This is a genomic window from Acidocella aquatica (assembly GCF_030160635.1).
Taxonomy (GTDB): Bacteria; Pseudomonadota; Alphaproteobacteria; order Acetobacterales; family Acetobacteraceae; genus Acidocella; species Acidocella aquatica.
The window spans coordinates 1-16,478 of sequence record NZ_BSOS01000079.1; the positions used below are offsets into that span (position 1 = coordinate 1).

Sequence of the window (16,478 nt, forward strand, 5' to 3'; positions counted from 1 at the left end):
CCACACCGAATCATATAAAATCGCGTCGGATCAATAGGATGGGTACTTCAACAAATTACCCTGAGGAAGCGGTTGATCTGCAGACCGGTTTCGCCAAGTCCTCGATCGAGAAGGCTGTCTCCGAGAGCAACAAGCTGACCGACGCGACCGTGAAGCTGGCCGAGCAGGCGATTGCGCCGCTGACCGCGCGTATCGCCCTCGCTGTCGAGACGTTCAGCAAAGCCAAGTAAGCTATCGCCACACGCCCGACCAGGCGCGTGCCTGGGTCCGGTTTTGGCCATGACTTGAGAAAAAGACCGGACCCGGACAGGGCCGGTCTTTTTTGCTTTTGGCGGTTGATGCGCGGCGGCCGGCTTCACGCAAAAGCAGGATTTTCTGCCCCGGGCGGAAATTCGCCCTTTCATATCGCGTGGGGCATTCGATATGCTCTTACGATATGCTCTTACTTAAGGTTAAGTCTGCTATAATGAAGTTGGGGTGCTTTGCTGTGGAATCAGCCATAGGCAAAGCGGAGCAGATGTTTCAGGATACCGGATATGAGTGACAACGACAAACGCAAAGGCAGCGAGGGGCCGAATACCGGCGTGGTGGTTAAGCCGCGGCCGAAAACACGCAAGCCCACGATGTATAAGGTGCTGATGCTCAACGACGATTACACGCCGATGGAGTTTGTCGTGCATGTGCTGGAGCGTTTTTTCCAGAAATCGCGCGATCAGGCGACGCAGATCATGCTGCATGTGCATCGCCGGGGTGTGGGCGTGTGCGGTGTGTATACATATGAGGTGGCCGAGACCAAGGTGACGCAGGTGATGGATCTGGCGCGCCAGAACCAGCATCCGCTGCAATGCACGATTGAGAAAGAATGACCCTGTATTTTGGCGCGCAATTACTATGTGTAGTGAAACTGGACCGGGCGGGGTTCGCCGGGTTCAGCAAAAGAATGCCGGCCGGGCGGGCATATCAGACGCCCGGATATAAGAGCGCCGGATATCGGCGTGAAGGAACGGTTTAGATCCATGCTCTCTCGCAATCTTGAACAGACATTGCACCGCGCCCTCTCACTCGCGGCTGACCGCAAGCATGAATACGCGACCCTGGAGCATCTGCTGCTCGGGTTGGTGGAGGATGCCGACGCGTTGACCGTGTTGCGCGCCTGCGGCGTGGATATCGAGAAAATCAAGAAGGACCTGACAGAATTCCTGGACAAGGATCTGGCCGGGCTGGCCACTGACCGCGCGGGCGACCCCAAGCCCACCGCCGGTTTTCAGCGCGTGGTGCAGCGCGCCGCCATTCATGTGCAGTCCTCGGGGCGCGATGAGGTGACGGGGGCGAATGTGCTGGTGGCGCTGTTCTCGGAGCGCGAGAGCCATGCCGTGTATTTTTTACAGCTGCAGGATATGACGCGCCTCGACGCGGTGAACTTCATCTCGCATGGCATTGCCAAATCGCCCGGCAAATCCGCCCCGCGCACGCCGACCGGCGCGCAGGACCAGCCCGAGGGCGAGCGTGAGGAGAAAGCGACGCCAAAACGCGGGCAGGATGCGCTCTCCACCTATTGCGTCAACCTGAACAAGAAGGCGCTGGCGGGTAAGATCGACCCGCTGATCGGGCGCGAGCATGAGATTGAGCGCACGATCCAGATTCTCTGCCGCCGCACCAAGAACAACCCGCTGTATGTGGGCGACCCGGGCGTGGGCAAGACCGCCATCGCCGAGGGCCTGGCCAAACGCATCACCGATGGCGATGTGCCCGAGGTGCTGCTCAACTGCACCATTTACGCGCTGGACATGGGCTCGCTGCTGGCGGGGACACGCTACCGCGGTGACTTTGAGGAGCGGCTGAAGGCTGTGGTCACCGAGATGGAAAGCTCACCGGGGGCGATTTTGTTCATCGATGAGATCCATACGGTGATCGGCGCCGGGGCGACCTCGGGCGGGGCGATGGATGCCTCCAACCTGCTGAAGCCCGCCCTGGCCCAGGGCACGCTGCGCTGCATCGGCTCGACCACCTATAAGGAGTTCCGCAACTATTTCGAGAAGGACCGCGCGCTGGTGCGGCGCTTCCAGAAGATCGACGTGAACGAGCCTTCGGTCGAGGATGCGGTGAAAATCCTGCGCGGGTTGAAGACCGCGTATGAGAAGCACCACAAGGTGCGCTACACCGATGACGCGATTCGCGCCGCGGTGGAGCTTTCGGCCAAATACATCAACGACCGTAAGCTGCCTGACAAGGCGATCGACGTGATCGACGAGGCGGGGGCGGCGCGGATGCTTCAGCCGGAGAACAAGCGCCGCAAGACCGTGACGCTGAAGGATGTCGAGGACATGGTCTCGAAAATCGCGCGGATTCCGGCCAAGTCCGTCTCGGCGGACGACAAGGAGGTGCTGCGCACGCTTGAGCGCGACCTGAAGAACATGGTGTTCGGCCAGAATGCCGCCATCGAGGCGCTTTCCGCCGCGATCAAGCTCTCGCGCGCCGGGTTGCGCGACGCGGAGAAGCCGATCGGCAATTATTTGTTCTCCGGCCCGACCGGCGTGGGCAAGACCGAGGTGGCGCGGCAGCTGGCGGCGACGCTGGGGATCGAGATCACGCGGTTCGATATGTCGGAATACATGGAGCGGCATTCAGTCTCGCGGCTGATCGGCGCGCCGCCGGGCTATGTCGGGTTTGACCAGGGCGGGCTGCTGACCGATGCGATCGACCAGCATCCGCATTGCGTGCTGCTGCTCGACGAGATCGAGAAGGCGCACCCGGATCTGTTTAACATCCTGTTGCAGATCATGGATCATGGGAAGCTGACCGACCATAACGGCAAGAAGATCGACTTCCGCAATGTCATCCTGATCATGACCACCAATGCGGGGGCGGCGGATATGGCGAAGGCCGGCATCGGCTTTGGCCGGGCCGTGCGCCAGGGCGAGGATGAGGATGCGATCAAGCGCATGTTCACCCCCGAATTCCGCAACCGGCTGGATGCGGTGATCCCCTTCGCGCCGCTGACGCCAGAGATCGTCGGCCGCGTTGTGGAGAAATTCGTGATGCAGCTGGAAGCGCAGCTGGCGGACCGCAATGTGACCATCGAGCTGTCCTCCGCCGCCAAGGAGTTTTTGGCCGAGCGGGGCTACGAGCCGCTGTATGGCGCAAGGCCGCTGGCCCGGGTCATCCAGGAGCTGATAAAGAAGCCGCTGGCCGAGGAGCTGCTGTTCGGCAAGCTGGTGAAGGGGGGTGCTGTGAAGGTGACGCTGAAGGACGGGAAGCTGGCCTTCGACGTGGCGGAAGCCGCCCTGCCCGCCCTGCCCAAGCCGGAAGCCGATGGCGACGATCCGGCTGGCGAAAAGCAGCCCGAGGAAGTGCATTAAGCAGCCCCTCCCCCACTCCAACGGCGCCTTCGGGCGCCGTTTTTGTTGGTGCTCTGGTAGGACACGTCATTGAAAATGCCGCGTCCTGCCAGAGTCGTATTTCGCGCGCGCCGCCGGCCAACCCGCGCGCAGTGCCCTGCGTCATGAATGACGCAGGGGACTAGAATGCGATCGTTTGAGGTTCGTTCAACCGAGCGAGCCGAAAGCGTGAATCGCCCTCAGAAAAATGGCTAGAGCCTGATCGCACTTAAAGCGATCAGGCTCTAGCCGCCTCGCCGCCTCCTCGTTACACTCCGTTTATGGTTGATTTCACCCCCTGCCCTTGCGGCTCCGGTCTGCGGCGGGTCCGCTGCTGCGGGCTTGATCTCTCCACGCTGAGCCCGCCCGAGGCGGCCAATGCGCTCGTGCCGATGCTCGCCCAGGCGGAAGCCGCGCTGAAGGCCGGGGATGTGACCGCAGCTGAAAACAATGTCCGCCATATGTTGGAGCTCGCCCCGGGGCGCGAGGATGCGCTGCTGTTTCTTTACCGGCTCTCACGCCAGCAAAACCGCTTGGAGGCGGCCGAGGCGCTGATCCGCCGCGTGGTCGCCATCAACCCCAACAATTTTGGGGCGACCAACGAGCTGACCCTGATGCTGCTCGGCAAGGGCGCGCTGGCGGAGGCGGAAATCCACGCCCGCAACGCCATCCGCATCGCGCCGCGAAACGCGCAGGCGCATAATCTCATGGGGCTGGTGTTGACCGAGGCCAACCGGCCGGTGATTGGGGAATATCACTATCGCCGCGTGCTGGAGCTGGCCGAGGGGGAGGAGCCGATCACGCTCGCCAACCTTGCCTGGAACCTTAAGAACCAGGGGCGAATCGACGAGGCCCGGGCGCTGTATAAGCGTTCCATGGAGCTGAAGCCCGATGTGCTGCAGACAGTGCTGGGTTTTGCCAAAATGGAGGAGGCGGACCGCAAGTTCGGCGCGGCGCTGGAGCTGCTCGACGAGGCTGAGCGCCTGTTGCCCGATAACCCCAGCGTGCAGCTCACCCGCGCCACCGTGCTTGCCCGGCAGAAGAAGACCGAGGCGGCGCTGGCGATTTTGCATGAACCGGAGGAGGACGCCGAGGCGGCGCCGAAACTGCGGCTTGGCCCGGCTGAGCTCTCGGAGAAAGGCCGCCTGCTCGACCAGCTGGGCCGCTATGACGAGGCGTTCGCGGCGTTTGACACCGCGAAGAAGCGCGCGCTGGCATTTGGCGCCCGGCCCTATATGGCGGAGGCGGCCAATGACCTGGCCGCCCGGCTGAAAGGGTTTTTCACCGCACGGCGGTTACAGACATTGCCGGTGGCCGAGGTTCGCCGTGATTTCCCGCAGCCGGTGTTCATCGTCGGCTTTCCGCGCTCGGGCACCACGCTCATCGAGCAGACGCTGACCGTGCATCCGCGCATCTCCGCCGGGGACGAGCTGCCCTATATCAACGATATAACGCAGATTATGCCGCGCCTGCTGGCCAGCCCGCTGAACTACCCGGACGCGCTGGCCGAGCTCTGGATGGGCGACCAGCGCGAGGGCCTGAACGAGCTGCGCGACTACTACCTGAACCGCGCCGCCAAGAGCGGGATATTTAAAGAGGGCGCCGATTTTTTCACCGACAAGATGCCTCTGAATGAGATGCATCTCGGCCTCATCGCGCTGCTGTTTCCGCAATCGCCGATTATCCATGTCATCCGCCACCCGCTGGATGTGCTGCTCTCGGTCTATTCCAACCACCTCACCCACGGGTTTTTCTGCGCGGCGGCGATGGAGAGCATCGCCCAGCACTATAATCTGGTCGCCGAGCTGATCGCGCACTACCGCGAGAATGTGAACATGCGCTACCTGCCGGTGCGCTACGAGGATATGGTGGTGGACCAGGAGGCGAATGTGCGCAAAATCCTGGATTTTGCCGACGTGGATTTCGACCCGCGCTGCCTGAGCTTCGAGCAGAACACCCGCTACGCCCGCACCGCGAGTTACGCGCAGGTGACGGAGAAACTATATGACAGGTCGCGCTACCGCTACCGGCCGTATCTGGCGCATCTGGAGCCTGTGCTGGAGACTCTGGCGCCGGTGATAGAGCGGCTTGGTTATGTCATCGACAAGCCGGAATAAGGAGCAAACATGTTCAAGCAACCTTTCACCGTGGCCATTCTCATTACCCTGGCGGGGAGCATCCCGTTTCTGGCGCTCGGCGCCGTCGTGCTGCTGGACCCGCTGGGATCACAAACCGCGATTGAGGTGTTGATCAGCTATGGCGCGGTCATCCTCTCCTTCACCGGCGCGGTGCATTGGGGCTTTGCCCTGCGTGACACCGCCCACCCGGTGAACGGCGAGCCGCTCAGCCCGGCTGTATTGGGCTCTGAGCGGCAGCTGCTCATTTTCGGCATTGTGCCGGCGGTGATCGGCTGGGTTGCGCTCTCGGTGATGCTTCACTTCCAGGCGCCGGCGCTGGCGTTGTTTCTGCTGCTGGTAGGGTTTTTCGTCACCATCGTGGTGGAGACGATCGGCCGCGGGCGCGGGGTGGTTGCCGCCAATTATCTCACGCTGCGCTGGGTGGTCTCGATTATCGTGCTGCTGGTGCTGCTCACCGTGCTGGCGACGGTGCTGACTGGCATGCGCGTGGGCTGATATGCCCGCCGCGCCGGGGGAATATCTCGCAAACCTGGGCCGAATCGCCTATCCTTCGGCTGTGTAATTAAGGCATTGTCATGGGTATCGACCGGTTTTTCAGTATTATCGCGGGCGAGATCGACCAGTATGCGATCCTGCCCGTGCTCTATCATTTCGGCTGGATGGAGTGGGAGGAGCTGTCCTTCGACTGGGCGCTGGTGTGCGTCTATGGCATGTTCGCGGTGATCGTGACCTATGCCATCTGCTGGCCGCTGGAGCATCTGTTCCCCATTGAACACTGGGACAACAAGAAGGCCGTGGCGGTCGATGTGTTCTACACCTTCGTCTCGCGCGTGGGGGTTATTCCCGTCATCAGCTTCCTGCTGTTCTATCAGGTGCAGACCTGGTTCTCCGGCATGCTGGTGAGTGCTGGGTTTATTCCGCCGACGCTGGAGACGATGTTTCCCGCGCTGTTTGGCCACCCGCTGGTCACGTTTTTATGCTATGCGTTGATCCTTGATCTCGCTGACTACTGGCGCCACCGGCTCTCGCACAGCTTCCGCGCCTGGTATGCGCTGCATGCGCTGCATCATGCGCAACGGCAGATGAGCTTCTGGTCGGATGACCGCAACCATCTGTTTGACGATGTGATCTCCTTCTTCTGGTTCTTCGCCATCGGGCTGGCCATCGGCATTCCGCCGCTGCAATTCCCGCTGCTTATTTTGCTGCTGCGCTTCATCGAGAGCTTCTCCCACGCCAACATCAAAATGTCGTTCGGCCCGCTGGAATACATCCTGGTCTCGCCGCGCTTCCACCGCCTGCACCACGCCCTGCGCGCCGCCGGCCGCGGCTCCTTCAACTACGGCGGGGTGTTCACCATCTGGGATATTATTTTCCGCACCGCTGACTTCTCCCCCCTCTGGCTGCCAACTGGCGATGCGCGCGCGCCCGAGGCGCTGGCGACGGGGGGTTATTTGCAGCAGCAGATCACGGGGGCGAAGATGTTCTTCGCGGCCCTGCTTGGCAGACCAGCCCCAACTTAATACAAGACCCCCATGGAACACAAAATCAAAAAAGTCGTCCTCGCCTACTCCGGCGGGCTGGATACCTCGGTTATTCTGCGCTGGCTGCAGAATACCTATAAATGCGAGGTGGTGACCTTCACCGCCGACCTCGGCCAGGGCGAGGAGCTGGAGCCGGCGCGCGCCAAGGCGGAGCTTTTTGGCATCAAGCAGATATTCATCGAGGATTTGCGCGAGACCTTCGTGAAGGATTTCGTCTTCCCGATGTTTCGCGCCAATGCGGTGTATGAGGGCCAGTATCTGCTCGGCACCTCGATCGCCCGCCCGTTGATCGCGCAGCGCCAGATCGAGATCGCCGAAATGGTCGGCGCCGATGCCGTGGCGCATGGCGCGACCGGCAAGGGCAACGATCAGGTGCGCTTTGAGCTTGGGTATCATGCGCTGAACCCGAACATCCGCGTCATCGCCCCCTGGCGGGAATGGGACCTGACCTCACGCACCAAGCTGCTGGAATATGCGGAGCACAACCAGATCCCCATCACCAAGGACAAGCGCGGCGAGGCGCCGTTCTCGGTGGATGCGAATTTGCTGCACTCCTCCTCGGAGGGGAAAATCCTCGAAGACCCCGCGCTGGAGCCGGAAGAGGTTGTGTATCAGCGCACCATCAGCCCGATGGATGCGCCCGATAAGGCCACCGAAATCACCATCGATTTCTCGCATGGCGACGCGGTGGGCATTAACGGCGAGGCGCTCTCGCCCGCGAACCTGCTCACGCGGTTGAATGAATATGGCAAGGCAAACGGCATCGGCCGGCTGGATCTGGTGGAAAACCGCTTTGTCGGCATGAAGTCGCGCGGGGTTTATGAGACGCCGGGCGGGACAATCTTGTTGCAGGCGCACCGGGCCATCGAGTCCATCACGCTCGACCGCGAGGCGGCGCATTTGAAGGACAGCATCATGCCCCGCTATGCGGAGCTGATCTATAACGGCTTCTGGTTCTCCCCCGAACGCCGGATGTTGCAGGCGTTGATCGACACGTCCCAGGCATCGGTTGCCGGTACGGTGCGGTTGAAGCTTTATAAGGGCAATGTCATCGTCATCGGGCGCGAGAGCCCGCATTCGCTGTATTCGACGCGGATGGTGACCTTTGAGGATGACGCCGGTGCCTATAACCAACAGGACGCCGCCGGGTTCATCAAGCTGAATTCGCTACGTTTGCGGCTGGGTGCGGCGATTGGCCGGCGCGGGGGCAGTTTATAATCAGGCAAACTTTGGCCCGTTGGCGCGAATAGATAGACACGTAGATAGACACGGGGGATCGCGCCGCAGGAACAAAAAAAGAACAAATAGTTAATTTTCTTGTTGCTATTTTGTTCTTATCCTGGCAGCGTCGGCACATAACTTCACTCTGGCATTCCAAGGAAAACACGCTATGGTTGCACCCGCGTCAGGACAAAAGCGCCGATTGACGGCTGTCGAGTCGATATCGGACGCTGGGGACACAGCAATGACCAGGAAGCCGGATATGGAGAAAAACAAGGCCTTGGATGCCGCCATGGCGCAGATTGAGCGCGCTTTTGGCAAGGGCTCGATCATGCGCATGGGCGCGAAAGGCACCGGCGAGGCAATCGACGTGATTTCCTCGGGTTCGCTGGGTCTGGATTTGGCGCTGGGCATCGGCGGGCTGCCGCGCGGGCGCGTAATCGAGATTTACGGGCCGGAAAGCTCGGGCAAAACGACCCTGGCGCTGCACGCCATCGCCGAGGCGCAAAAGCGGGGCGGCACTTGCGCCTTTATCGACGCGGAACATGCGCTGGACCCCACCTATGCGCGCAAGCTTGGTGTGGATGTGGATAATCTGCTGATCTCCCAGCCTGATACGGGTGAACAGGGGCTGGAGATCGCCGATACGCTGGTGCGTTCGGGCTCGATCGACGTTTTGGTGATCGACTCGGTGGCGGCATTGGTGCCGCGCGCCGAGCTTGAGGGCGAAATGGGCGATACCCATGTCGGCCTGCATGCCCGGCTGATGAGCCAGGCGTTACGCAAGATCACCGGATCGGTTTCACGCAGCAACACGATGCTGATCTTCCTCAACCAGATCCGCCTGAAGATCGGCGTGATGTTCGGCAACCCGGAGACAACGACAGGTGGCAACGCGTTGAAGTTCTATGCCTCGATTCGCATGGAAATCCGCCGCACCGGCTCGATCAAGGACCGCGAGGAAGTCACCGGCAACCATACCCGCGTGAAGGTGGTGAAAAACAAACTGGCGCCGCCGTTCCGGCAGGTGGAATTCGACATCATGTTCGGCGAGGGCATCAGCAAAATGGGAGAGCTGGTGGATTTGGGCGTTAAGGCCGGGGTGGTGGAGAAATCCGGCGCCTGGTTCAGCTATGACAGCACGCGAATCGGCCAGGGGCGCGAGAACGCCAAGCAGTTTTTGCGGGAAAACCCGAAAATGGCGGATGCGATCGAGAAAAAAATCCGCGAACAATCCGCCACCATCGCCGAGGCGCTGCTGGTGGCCGACACGGGTGACGGCGACAGCGATACGCCGGATTAGCGCGATCGTTTGAGGTTCACGAGCCGGAAAAATTGCGCGCGCTCAGCAAAAATGCTGGAGCGCGCGCAAGATTAAAGCGGCCTCTGGTTTTCCGCCGTTTCGGGTTCGTCGCCAGCCAGGGCTTCGTCCACTTTGGCGTGAAGTTCCAGGTGCAACTGGTGTAGCTCGGCCATTAATATCTGCATGTCCTTCACGGTTTCCATCACCGCGTCGTGTTGTTCCTTGGCCAGTTTGTCCGATGAGCGCGCGGCCAGGATGGTGCCCACCCCCAGCAGCGGCAGGGCCACAAGCTGCAACACGCCGGAACTGGCGTATTGCACGAAGGGCATTGCGGCCGGCCATTTCAACGGTAACAGCGAAAAAACCAGACAGAACCAAAAAAACCCCATGGTGGCGAAAATCTGGTTCGAGCGGATGGCGATCGTATCGTTGATCTTGGAAATTCTATCCAAGGGCAGTTTTTTCACGACTTCGGGGGATTTCAACGGCTGATCCTTTTATGCTTGGCCGCGACCAAACCATAAAACCGCCGATTCGTCGCGCCGAAAATTTATCGCACCGTAACCGGCACGGGCGTGAAGACCATGGCACGGCGTTCCACCGGCGGGGGCGGGCGGCGGCAGCAGATGATCCAGTAGGGCAGCACCACGAGCAGCGTCCAGAGGAAGTTGAGAGCCAATTGTTCGCGCCCCTCAACGGGGAGCTGGAAGGGAAATGCCGCCAGATCAAGCAGCCAGAGGGTGCGCCACAACAGGCCGGTGACACGGGCGGCCGGCATGAATGCCTGATGCTTTGGCTCGCGGGCCTCATGCGCGCGTATTTGTAGAAAAGTGGCGATGACCATGATGCCGAGGCAAAGCGAATCCTGGTAGAAATCCGTGCTGGGGAATGTGTCAAACCGGTGGACCCAGATCACCCCCACGCCCGCGCCCAGCACCGTGCAAACCCGCGCAACCGCATAAAGCGGGACGGCAAATGCCTGCCCCACCCAATTAACGCCGGGTTGCAAGGCACGGTCTATGATAAAATCATCAACCGCCTTGGCAAAGGTGATAAATTTGCTGGCCAATTTTATGCCTCGTCTCCTGCCCTATTCTTCCGCGTTCAGTGCCCGCCGTAAAGAAAATTTTACCGCTTCCAGTTTTTGCGCGGCCGCGTCCGCCGGTAAATCACGCAGCAGCATCAGCACGGCTGTTTTTACATGGTTACGGCACTGCTCCAGCGCAACACGCACGGCGGCTTCATCGGCGCCGGTGATGTCCATGGTCATGCGCAGGGCGCGGCGGCGCAGTTTTTCGTTGGTGGCGCGCATGTCCACCATATAGGGGCCGAAAACCTTGCCCTGGCGCAGCATCACCGTGGAGGAGAGGGTGTTCAGCGCGATTTTTTGCGTGGTGCCGGCGGAGAGCCGGGTTGAACCCGCGATCACCTCCGGCCCGGAGGTGATCTGCACGGAAAATTCGGCCGCTTCGGCCAGGGGGGAACCCGGGTTGTTGACAATCGCCCCGGTCAGCGCGCCAAGGCCGCGCGCATAACGCACCGCCGCCAGGGTAAAGGGCGTGGCCCCGGAGGCGGCGATGCCGACCAGCGCATCGGCGGCGGTGAAATTATGCGCCCGCAGCGCGGCAACAGCGGCGTCCGTGCCGTCCTCCGCCCCTTCCGCGGCCTGGATGAATGCCTCCACGCCGCCGGCCAGCAGCGGCACGATAACCCCCGGCGGCAGGCCGAAGGTCGGCCCGCATTCCACCGCGTCCAGCAGGCCGAGACGCCCGGAGGTGCCAGCCCCGGCATAAAACAGCCGCCCCCCCGCCTGCAGCCTTGCCGCCACCGCATCGGCCAGCGCGGCCAGAGCGGGGGCCACGGCGTTCAGCGCGGATTGCGCCGCCACCTCCTGCGCCAGAAAAAGCCGGATGATTTCCAGCGTTGGCCGCGCGTCGAGATCCGCCAGCTCCGCCCGCGCCGCCTCGGTGCCGCGCGGCATGGCCCGCGTGGGGGCGGCGGCCCCGGCGGTCCACACCCGTTGCACGGAAAAATCATCGCCCCACCAGATGATGTCCGCCCGCTGGCCCGGCGCGAGCCGCCCACGGTCAGCCAGCCCCATCGCCTCGGCGGGGCGGGAGGTGGCGGCGGCCAGCGCGGTCTCGGGCGCTACGCCGTAAGCGATCAACCGGCGCACGCCCTCATCGAGCGTAATCCCCGCCCCGGCGATGGTGCCATCCGCGCGCAGCCCCACGCCCTGCGGGCCGAGCCGGGCTGGCGCGCCGCCAAATTCACGCACGGCACCGGGCTCCAGCCCGGCGATCACGATCGAGTCGGTCACCGCGATGGCGCGCGGACAGGCGGCAAACGCCAATTTCAGCAGCATCGGGTCCACATGCACGCCATCGGCGATCAGGCAGGGGAACAGCCGCGCGTCGCTCAACGCCACCCCTGGCGGGCCAGGGGCGCGGTGGTGCAGCGGCGGCTGCGCGTTGAACACATGTGTGACCATGCGCGCGCCCGCATCCGCCCCGGCGCTCATCTGCGCCGCCGTGGCATCGGTATGCCCCAGCGAGACCGTTACCCCCGCCGCCGCCAGGCGCTTGATCGCCTCCAGCGCGCCGGGCAGTTCGGGCGCCAAGGTGAGCAGGCGCAACACCGCGCGCATTTGCGGCATCGCCAGCAGCTCATCCAGCGCCGCGACGTCCGGCAGGCGAAGATGTTCCAGCGGATGCGCCCCACGCCGCACGGGCGCCAGAAACGGCCCCTCCAGATGCAGCCCGAGAATCGCCCCATGCCGCGCCATGGCCCCGGCCACGTTAACCGCGGCGGCGCGCAGGGCTGCCAGCGGCGCGGTTATCACCGTCGGCAACACCGAGGTAACGCCACATGCCGCCAGTTTCGTGATGTAGTCATCCCACTGCGCCGGGGTTGCCGTTGCGCAATCCACCCCGAAGGCGCCGTTATTATGCAGGTCGATCAGCCCCGGGGTTAGAAACCCATGCGTGAGGCGAATATCAGCCTCCACCTGACCGGAAAAAATTTTTACGATCTGGCCATCGCGGATTTGCACCGCTCCTGGCCCGCTGAACGCACCAGCTAAAACTATGTTCGGCGCGGAGATGATCATATTTGCCTATAAAAGCTGGTGCCGGGTGAGGGATTTGAACCCCCGGCCTTCGGTTTACAAAACCGCTGCACTACCACTGTGCTAACCCGGCGCGGGGAGAGCCTTACCATAATCCTTCGTTCCTTCCACCCCTTGATCCCGGAGCAAACACCGGTCTATACCCCCCTCCAGCGACGGGGCTATAGCTCAATTGGTAGAGCGCCTGCATGGCATGCAGGAGGTCAGCGGTTCGATTCCGCTTAGCTCCACCACCCCCCTTTCATCCCTCCAACGCGGCGCGTAACACCTGCGCAACCTTTGCGTTGAACGCGGCAAAGCCGTTTTCCGTTTCCATCCGCGCCAAAGCCTTTTCGCGCATCGTGTTCCACAACGCCTCATCGCGATAAAGCCGGGCGATCTGCCGGGCAAACGCCGCCGCGTCATCCACCGGGGCGCTCAACATCTCCTCCCCCCAGCCCAACTGCCCGCGCAACAGCGCCGTGCCCACGCAGGGCAGGCCGTAGGAGGCGGCTTCATATATTTTATAGGGCGTTCCCGCAGCGAATCGCGTGGGGGCGATAAACACCCGCGCCGCGTTGTAGAATGGCGCCAATTCCCCCACCGCGCCGTGCAGTTTTATGCGTTCATGCCGGAAGGGGGAGAGGTCGATCCCCGGTGCGGTGTAGCCCACCACATGCAGCACCGGCGCCTCACCCAGCATGGCGGCCAGGGCGGGGAGAATTTCGCGCAGATACCAGTCCAGCGAATCGAGGTTCGGACTATCCGCCTGGTGAATCCCGGCGACGAAGAGCAGCCCGGCGCGCTGGGCGAAGCCGTTGGGCGTTGGTGCCGGCGCGCGCGCCGTGCCGAGCAGGCTGGCCTGTGGCAGGCCAAGCGCATGCAGCTGCGCCACCTCGGAGGCACTCACCGCCAAAATCTCGCGGCAGACCTCCACCCCGGCGAATTCGGCCTGTAACCCAACGCCATGCCCTGCCCGGTTGCTTGCCACCGCCTCGGTATCCAGCACCAGCGGCACGCGCGCGGGGGCCAGCCCGGCCTTGCGCAGATAAGGCAGCACCCGGGCGAAATTATGGGTGCGCGCGATCCACACCAGATCGTAAAAATTCCGCCGTCCGGCGAGGAATTCCGCCAGCATGGTGAAATCACGGTCATGCAGCACCTCAACCTCCTCCGGCAGATCGCCAAAGAGGCTCATGACATCGTAGGCGGCGCCGTTCAGCGGAAACACATGCACATCAAACCCCGCCGCGCTGATGGCATGCACGACATCGTTGGAGCGCACGAAGCCCGAACCGAGGCGGCGCAGCGGCACTGTATCCTCGATGAAGAGCACGCGCGGCTTGCCGCCCCTGCCCCGCGCCGCCACCAGTGTTTTTTCCGATGGGGCAAGCTGGGTTTTTAAAAATTCCATGTGTTTCTTGCGGAAAATGCGCCGCCCCCGGCGCATCAGCGCCATCGAGGCCTCGGTGGTGGCGGCGCTGCCAAACTCCAGATGATGCACCACGACGGCTGGGTCGTAGACAACCCGGTACCCCGCGCCGATGATGCGCACGCATAAATCCACATCCTCGAAATAGGCCGGGGCGAAGGCCTCATCGAAGCCGCCGAGGGCGCGCACCAGTTCAGTGCGGCAGAGCAAAAATACCGCCGAGCAATAATCGACATCGCGGCAGAAATTCGCCTCGGCGGCCAGCGGCGAGGCATCGCGCATATAGCCGGCCGTGGTGCCCTCGTTCCAGATGATTGAGCCGGCCTCCTGCAACAGGCCGTTGGTGCGGATGATCTTGCCGCCCACCGCGCCGATATCGTCCGCCCCGCCCAGGCGCGCCAGCGCCGCCGCCACCGCGCCATGCGCCAGCTCGGTGTCGTTGTTGAGAAACAGCAAGGCCGGTGCGGTGACATGCGCCAGCGCCGCGTTGCAGCCGCGCAGAAAGCCAACATTGCCCGCCATGCGCAAAACCTTCGCGCCGCGCACATAATCGGCAATCCGCCTGGTATCATCGGTGGAATCATTATCCACCACAATCAGCTCCACCGCCCCGGTAAAATTATTCCGCAGCGAGGCGAGCGAGAGCATTGTCAGCTCAAAGCGGTTGAACACCACCACAACAACACTGAGCACCGGCGGCCCCGCCAGCGTGAAATCAAGCCGGTGCCGTGCGAAAATCGCCAGATTTTGCCGGGCTTTTTTTACAAACAGCTCACGGGTCAAGGCTTCGCTCAGGTGCGGCTGTTCCTCCGGCGGGCAATACGGCAGATTTTCCACAAGCCCCACCAGCCGCAGATGCGCGAAGGCATCGCGCACCTCACCGGCGTTCAGATCGTTGCGCACCTGCTCGTTCATGTCGCGGTAGTAGACCAGATCAATTCCCGCGCGGGGCTGGCGCAGCTCGAAGGCGCCAAATTGCACGAACTGCTGATAGGCGCTGCGATAAAACCCCTGCTCAATAGCCGCCGCGATATCAGGGTGGCGGGTGCGGTAAAACGCCTCGGAGAATTGGGGCACCGGATCAAAATTTTCCGCCGCCTCGCACGTCAGGTAATGGGCGATCGCCGAGCTGAACCGCCCGCGCGCGATCTGCGCCTTCGCGCCCGGATGATGCTCAATGTACCAGGCGGGATCAAAATAGACCGACGGTGCCAGCTCCTCCTCAACCCCGCCGAGCCGGTTCAGGAAATGCACAAAAGCCCCGTGCAGATCCACCTGCGCGCCATCCACCCCGGCCTCGATAGCCCGCGCGCGGTAATATTGCGCGTCGAACAGATAATGCCCCATGCGCCGCTCGCGCTGGCCGGAGCGCAAATAATGGTCGTAACGGCCAAAACACTGGTGCTGGTCAAGGTTTTCCAGCGTCATATCCTCGTACAGATCGGCGTACAGCGCATCGTCAAACAGCCAGTGCGGCGAGACGCCCCGGTGCCCGTGCTGGCAGTAATGGTCAAAGCCGGACTGATAATGCCCGCCGCGCACCAGCACGGCGATGTCCGGGTTGCGGGCGAGGTAGAATGCCTCATCAAAGAGCGGGCTCGGAGAATGCCCCAGCCGCGCCCCCACGCGCAGATAATACAGCAACGCCGCCTCGGGGGGTTTATCCTGGCAGAGCACCCGCGCATCGGCATGGCGGCGCAGATACCACTCCCGGTCAAACACCGCCCAGGCTGGTTTTAGCGCGCAGGCGGGGTCGAGCAGCTGATGGGCGGGAAGCGGCATGAAGTCCTTATGCGTGTATTGTCTCCTTGAGGTTGCAACCTCCGGCAGCAATGTCAAGGACGGGTTAAAACCGCGCCGGGCCAGTAGCCGCCTCGAAGCTTATCGCTTAAACCTGCGGGTTATGACGCCAACCCACCCCCCGGCCCCTTCGGAAAAGACACTCCGGCTTGACGCGCAGGCGCTCTCGGCTTTTCTCGACAGCGCCTTCCCCGCCGCCACAAGGCCCACCTTTGGCGATGTCGTGAGCGTGGCGCCGCGGCATGTCCGCATGGTGCTCAACCCTGGCCCGGAAAGCATCCGCCCGGGCAACATCGTCTCCGGCCCCACGCTCATGGGCTTCGCCGATGTCGCGGCCTTTGCGGTGGTGCTGGCGCATATCGGCCCGGTGGGGATGACCGTGACCAACACGTTGACCATCACGTTTCTGCGGGCCTGCCGGCTGGAGCGCGTCATCGCCGATGCGCGGCTGCTCAAGCTTGGGCGCCGGCTGGCCACGGTGGAGGTGCGGATGTGGCAGGAGGCGGAAGACCGGCCGGTGGCGCATGCCACCATCGGCTATGCCATCCCCTGAGACGAGG

The 16,478-nt window shown here is 62.5% G+C and carries 13 protein-coding genes and 2 tRNA genes; 10 read left to right on the plus strand and 5 right to left on the minus strand.

Translation table 11 applies throughout. The annotated features are described in order from the left end of the window. Positions 1 to 38: 38 nt before the first annotated feature. From QQJ84_RS14225 to recA, 8 genes are all read left to right on the plus strand, one after another. Entirely contained in the window at positions 39 to 230 is a 192-nt protein-coding gene (locus tag QQJ84_RS14225; RefSeq protein ID WP_284258966.1) for a phasin family protein, read from the plus strand. A 306-nt stretch (positions 231 to 536) separates the two neighbouring features. Next, positions 537 to 866 carry an ATP-dependent Clp protease adapter ClpS gene (clpS, locus tag QQJ84_RS14230; RefSeq protein ID WP_284258967.1) on the plus strand — a complete coding sequence of 110 codons (330 nt, stop codon included), beginning with the start codon at positions 537 to 539 and terminating at the stop codon, positions 864 to 866. 150 nt (positions 867 to 1,016) lie between these two features. Beyond that, a complete protein-coding gene (clpA, locus tag QQJ84_RS14235; RefSeq protein WP_284258968.1) occupies positions 1,017 to 3,359 on the plus strand; it encodes an ATP-dependent Clp protease ATP-binding subunit ClpA in 2,343 nt (780 codons plus the stop codon). Positions 3,360 to 3,658: 299 nt separating this feature from the next. Then, complete coding sequence (locus tag QQJ84_RS14240) at positions 3,659 to 5,494, plus strand: tetratricopeptide repeat-containing sulfotransferase family protein (RefSeq protein WP_284258969.1); 1,836 nt, start codon at positions 3,659 to 3,661, stop codon at positions 5,492 to 5,494. 9 nt (positions 5,495 to 5,503) lie between these two features. Next, positions 5,504 to 6,010 carry a DUF3429 domain-containing protein gene (locus tag QQJ84_RS14245; RefSeq protein ID WP_284258970.1) on the plus strand — a complete coding sequence of 169 codons (507 nt, stop codon included), beginning with the start codon at positions 5,504 to 5,506 and terminating at the stop codon, positions 6,008 to 6,010. A gap of 80 nt (positions 6,011 to 6,090) precedes the next feature. Continuing rightward, positions 6,091 to 7,035: a sterol desaturase family protein gene (locus QQJ84_RS14250; protein WP_284258971.1), complete on the plus strand. Its 945-nt coding sequence runs from the start codon at positions 6,091 to 6,093 to the stop codon at positions 7,033 to 7,035. A gap of 12 nt (positions 7,036 to 7,047) precedes the next feature. Further along, positions 7,048 to 8,274, plus strand: a complete 1,227-nt coding sequence (locus QQJ84_RS14255) for an argininosuccinate synthase (RefSeq protein WP_284258972.1) — start codon at positions 7,048 to 7,050, stop codon at positions 8,272 to 8,274. A 265-nt stretch (positions 8,275 to 8,539) separates the two neighbouring features. Further along, positions 8,540 to 9,580 carry a recombinase RecA gene (gene recA, locus QQJ84_RS14260; RefSeq protein WP_284258973.1) on the plus strand — a complete coding sequence of 347 codons (1,041 nt, stop codon included), beginning with the start codon at positions 8,540 to 8,542 and terminating at the stop codon, positions 9,578 to 9,580. A gap of 71 nt (positions 9,581 to 9,651) precedes the next feature. Here the strand turns inward: recA and QQJ84_RS14265 are convergent, their stop codons facing one another. The 4 genes from QQJ84_RS14265 to QQJ84_RS14280 form a co-directional block, all read right to left on the minus strand. Then, complete coding sequence (locus QQJ84_RS14265; RefSeq protein WP_284258974.1) at positions 9,652 to 10,065, minus strand: hypothetical protein; 414 nt, start codon at positions 10,063 to 10,065, stop codon at positions 9,652 to 9,654. A 65-nt stretch (positions 10,066 to 10,130) separates the two neighbouring features. Next, the gene (locus QQJ84_RS14270; RefSeq protein WP_284258975.1) at positions 10,131 to 10,649 is read right to left on the minus strand and encodes a hypothetical protein; all 519 of its coding nucleotides are present in this window, start codon (positions 10,647 to 10,649) and stop codon (positions 10,131 to 10,133) included. A gap of 21 nt (positions 10,650 to 10,670) precedes the next feature. After that, positions 10,671 to 12,689 (minus strand): N-acetylmuramic acid 6-phosphate etherase, encoded by a 2,019-nt coding sequence (gene murQ, locus QQJ84_RS14275; RefSeq protein ID WP_284258976.1) that lies wholly within the window; start codon positions 12,687 to 12,689, stop codon positions 10,671 to 10,673. Positions 12,690 to 12,705: 16 nt separating this feature from the next. After that, positions 12,706 to 12,780 (minus strand) — tRNA-Thr (locus QQJ84_RS14280). Positions 12,781 to 12,864: 84 nt separating this feature from the next. On the opposite strand from QQJ84_RS14280, the gene QQJ84_RS14285 reads away from it, so the two are divergent. Next, positions 12,865 to 12,940 (plus strand) — tRNA-Ala (locus tag QQJ84_RS14285). An 8-nt stretch (positions 12,941 to 12,948) separates the two neighbouring features. Here the strand turns inward: QQJ84_RS14285 and QQJ84_RS14290 are convergent. Beyond that, a complete protein-coding gene (locus tag QQJ84_RS14290; protein ID WP_284258977.1) occupies positions 12,949 to 15,900 on the minus strand; it encodes a glycosyltransferase in 2,952 nt (983 codons plus the stop codon). Between QQJ84_RS14290 and QQJ84_RS14295 the strand changes: the two genes are divergently transcribed. Further along, positions 15,899 to 16,471 carry a PaaI family thioesterase gene (locus QQJ84_RS14295; RefSeq protein ID WP_284258978.1) on the plus strand — a complete coding sequence of 191 codons (573 nt, stop codon included), beginning with the start codon at positions 15,899 to 15,901 and terminating at the stop codon, positions 16,469 to 16,471. The genes QQJ84_RS14290 and QQJ84_RS14295 overlap by 2 nt on opposite strands. Positions 16,472 to 16,478 lie beyond the last annotated feature (7 nt).

What these genes read in the sequence shown, in the direction of transcription:
- QQJ84_RS14225 (WP_284258966.1), top strand. Translation starts at nt 39, where the DNA reads ATGGGTACTTCAACAAATTACCCTGAGGAAGCGGTTGATCTGCAGACC.
- clpS (WP_284258967.1), top strand. Translation starts at nt 537, where the DNA reads ATGAGTGACAACGACAAACGCAAAGGCAGCGAGGGGCCGAATACCGGC.
- clpA (WP_284258968.1), top strand. Translation starts at nt 1,017, where the DNA reads ATGCTCTCTCGCAATCTTGAACAGACATTGCACCGCGCCCTCTCACTC.
- QQJ84_RS14240 (WP_284258969.1), top strand. Translation starts at nt 3,659, where the DNA reads ATGGTTGATTTCACCCCCTGCCCTTGCGGCTCCGGTCTGCGGCGGGTC.
- QQJ84_RS14245 (WP_284258970.1), top strand. Translation starts at nt 5,504, where the DNA reads ATGTTCAAGCAACCTTTCACCGTGGCCATTCTCATTACCCTGGCGGGG.
- QQJ84_RS14250 (WP_284258971.1), top strand. Translation starts at nt 6,091, where the DNA reads ATGGGTATCGACCGGTTTTTCAGTATTATCGCGGGCGAGATCGACCAG.
- QQJ84_RS14255 (WP_284258972.1), top strand. Translation starts at nt 7,048, where the DNA reads ATGGAACACAAAATCAAAAAAGTCGTCCTCGCCTACTCCGGCGGGCTG.
- recA (WP_284258973.1), top strand. Translation starts at nt 8,540, where the DNA reads ATGGAGAAAAACAAGGCCTTGGATGCCGCCATGGCGCAGATTGAGCGC.
- murQ (WP_284258976.1), bottom strand. Translation starts at nt 12,689, where the DNA reads ATGATCATCTCCGCGCCGAACATAGTTTTAGCTGGTGCGTTCAGCGGG.
- QQJ84_RS14295 (WP_284258978.1), top strand. Translation starts at nt 15,899, where the DNA reads ATGAAGTCCTTATGCGTGTATTGTCTCCTTGAGGTTGCAACCTCCGGC.
- QQJ84_RS14290 (WP_284258977.1), bottom strand. Translation starts at nt 15,900, where the DNA reads ATGCCGCTTCCCGCCCATCAGCTGCTCGACCCCGCCTGCGCGCTAAAA.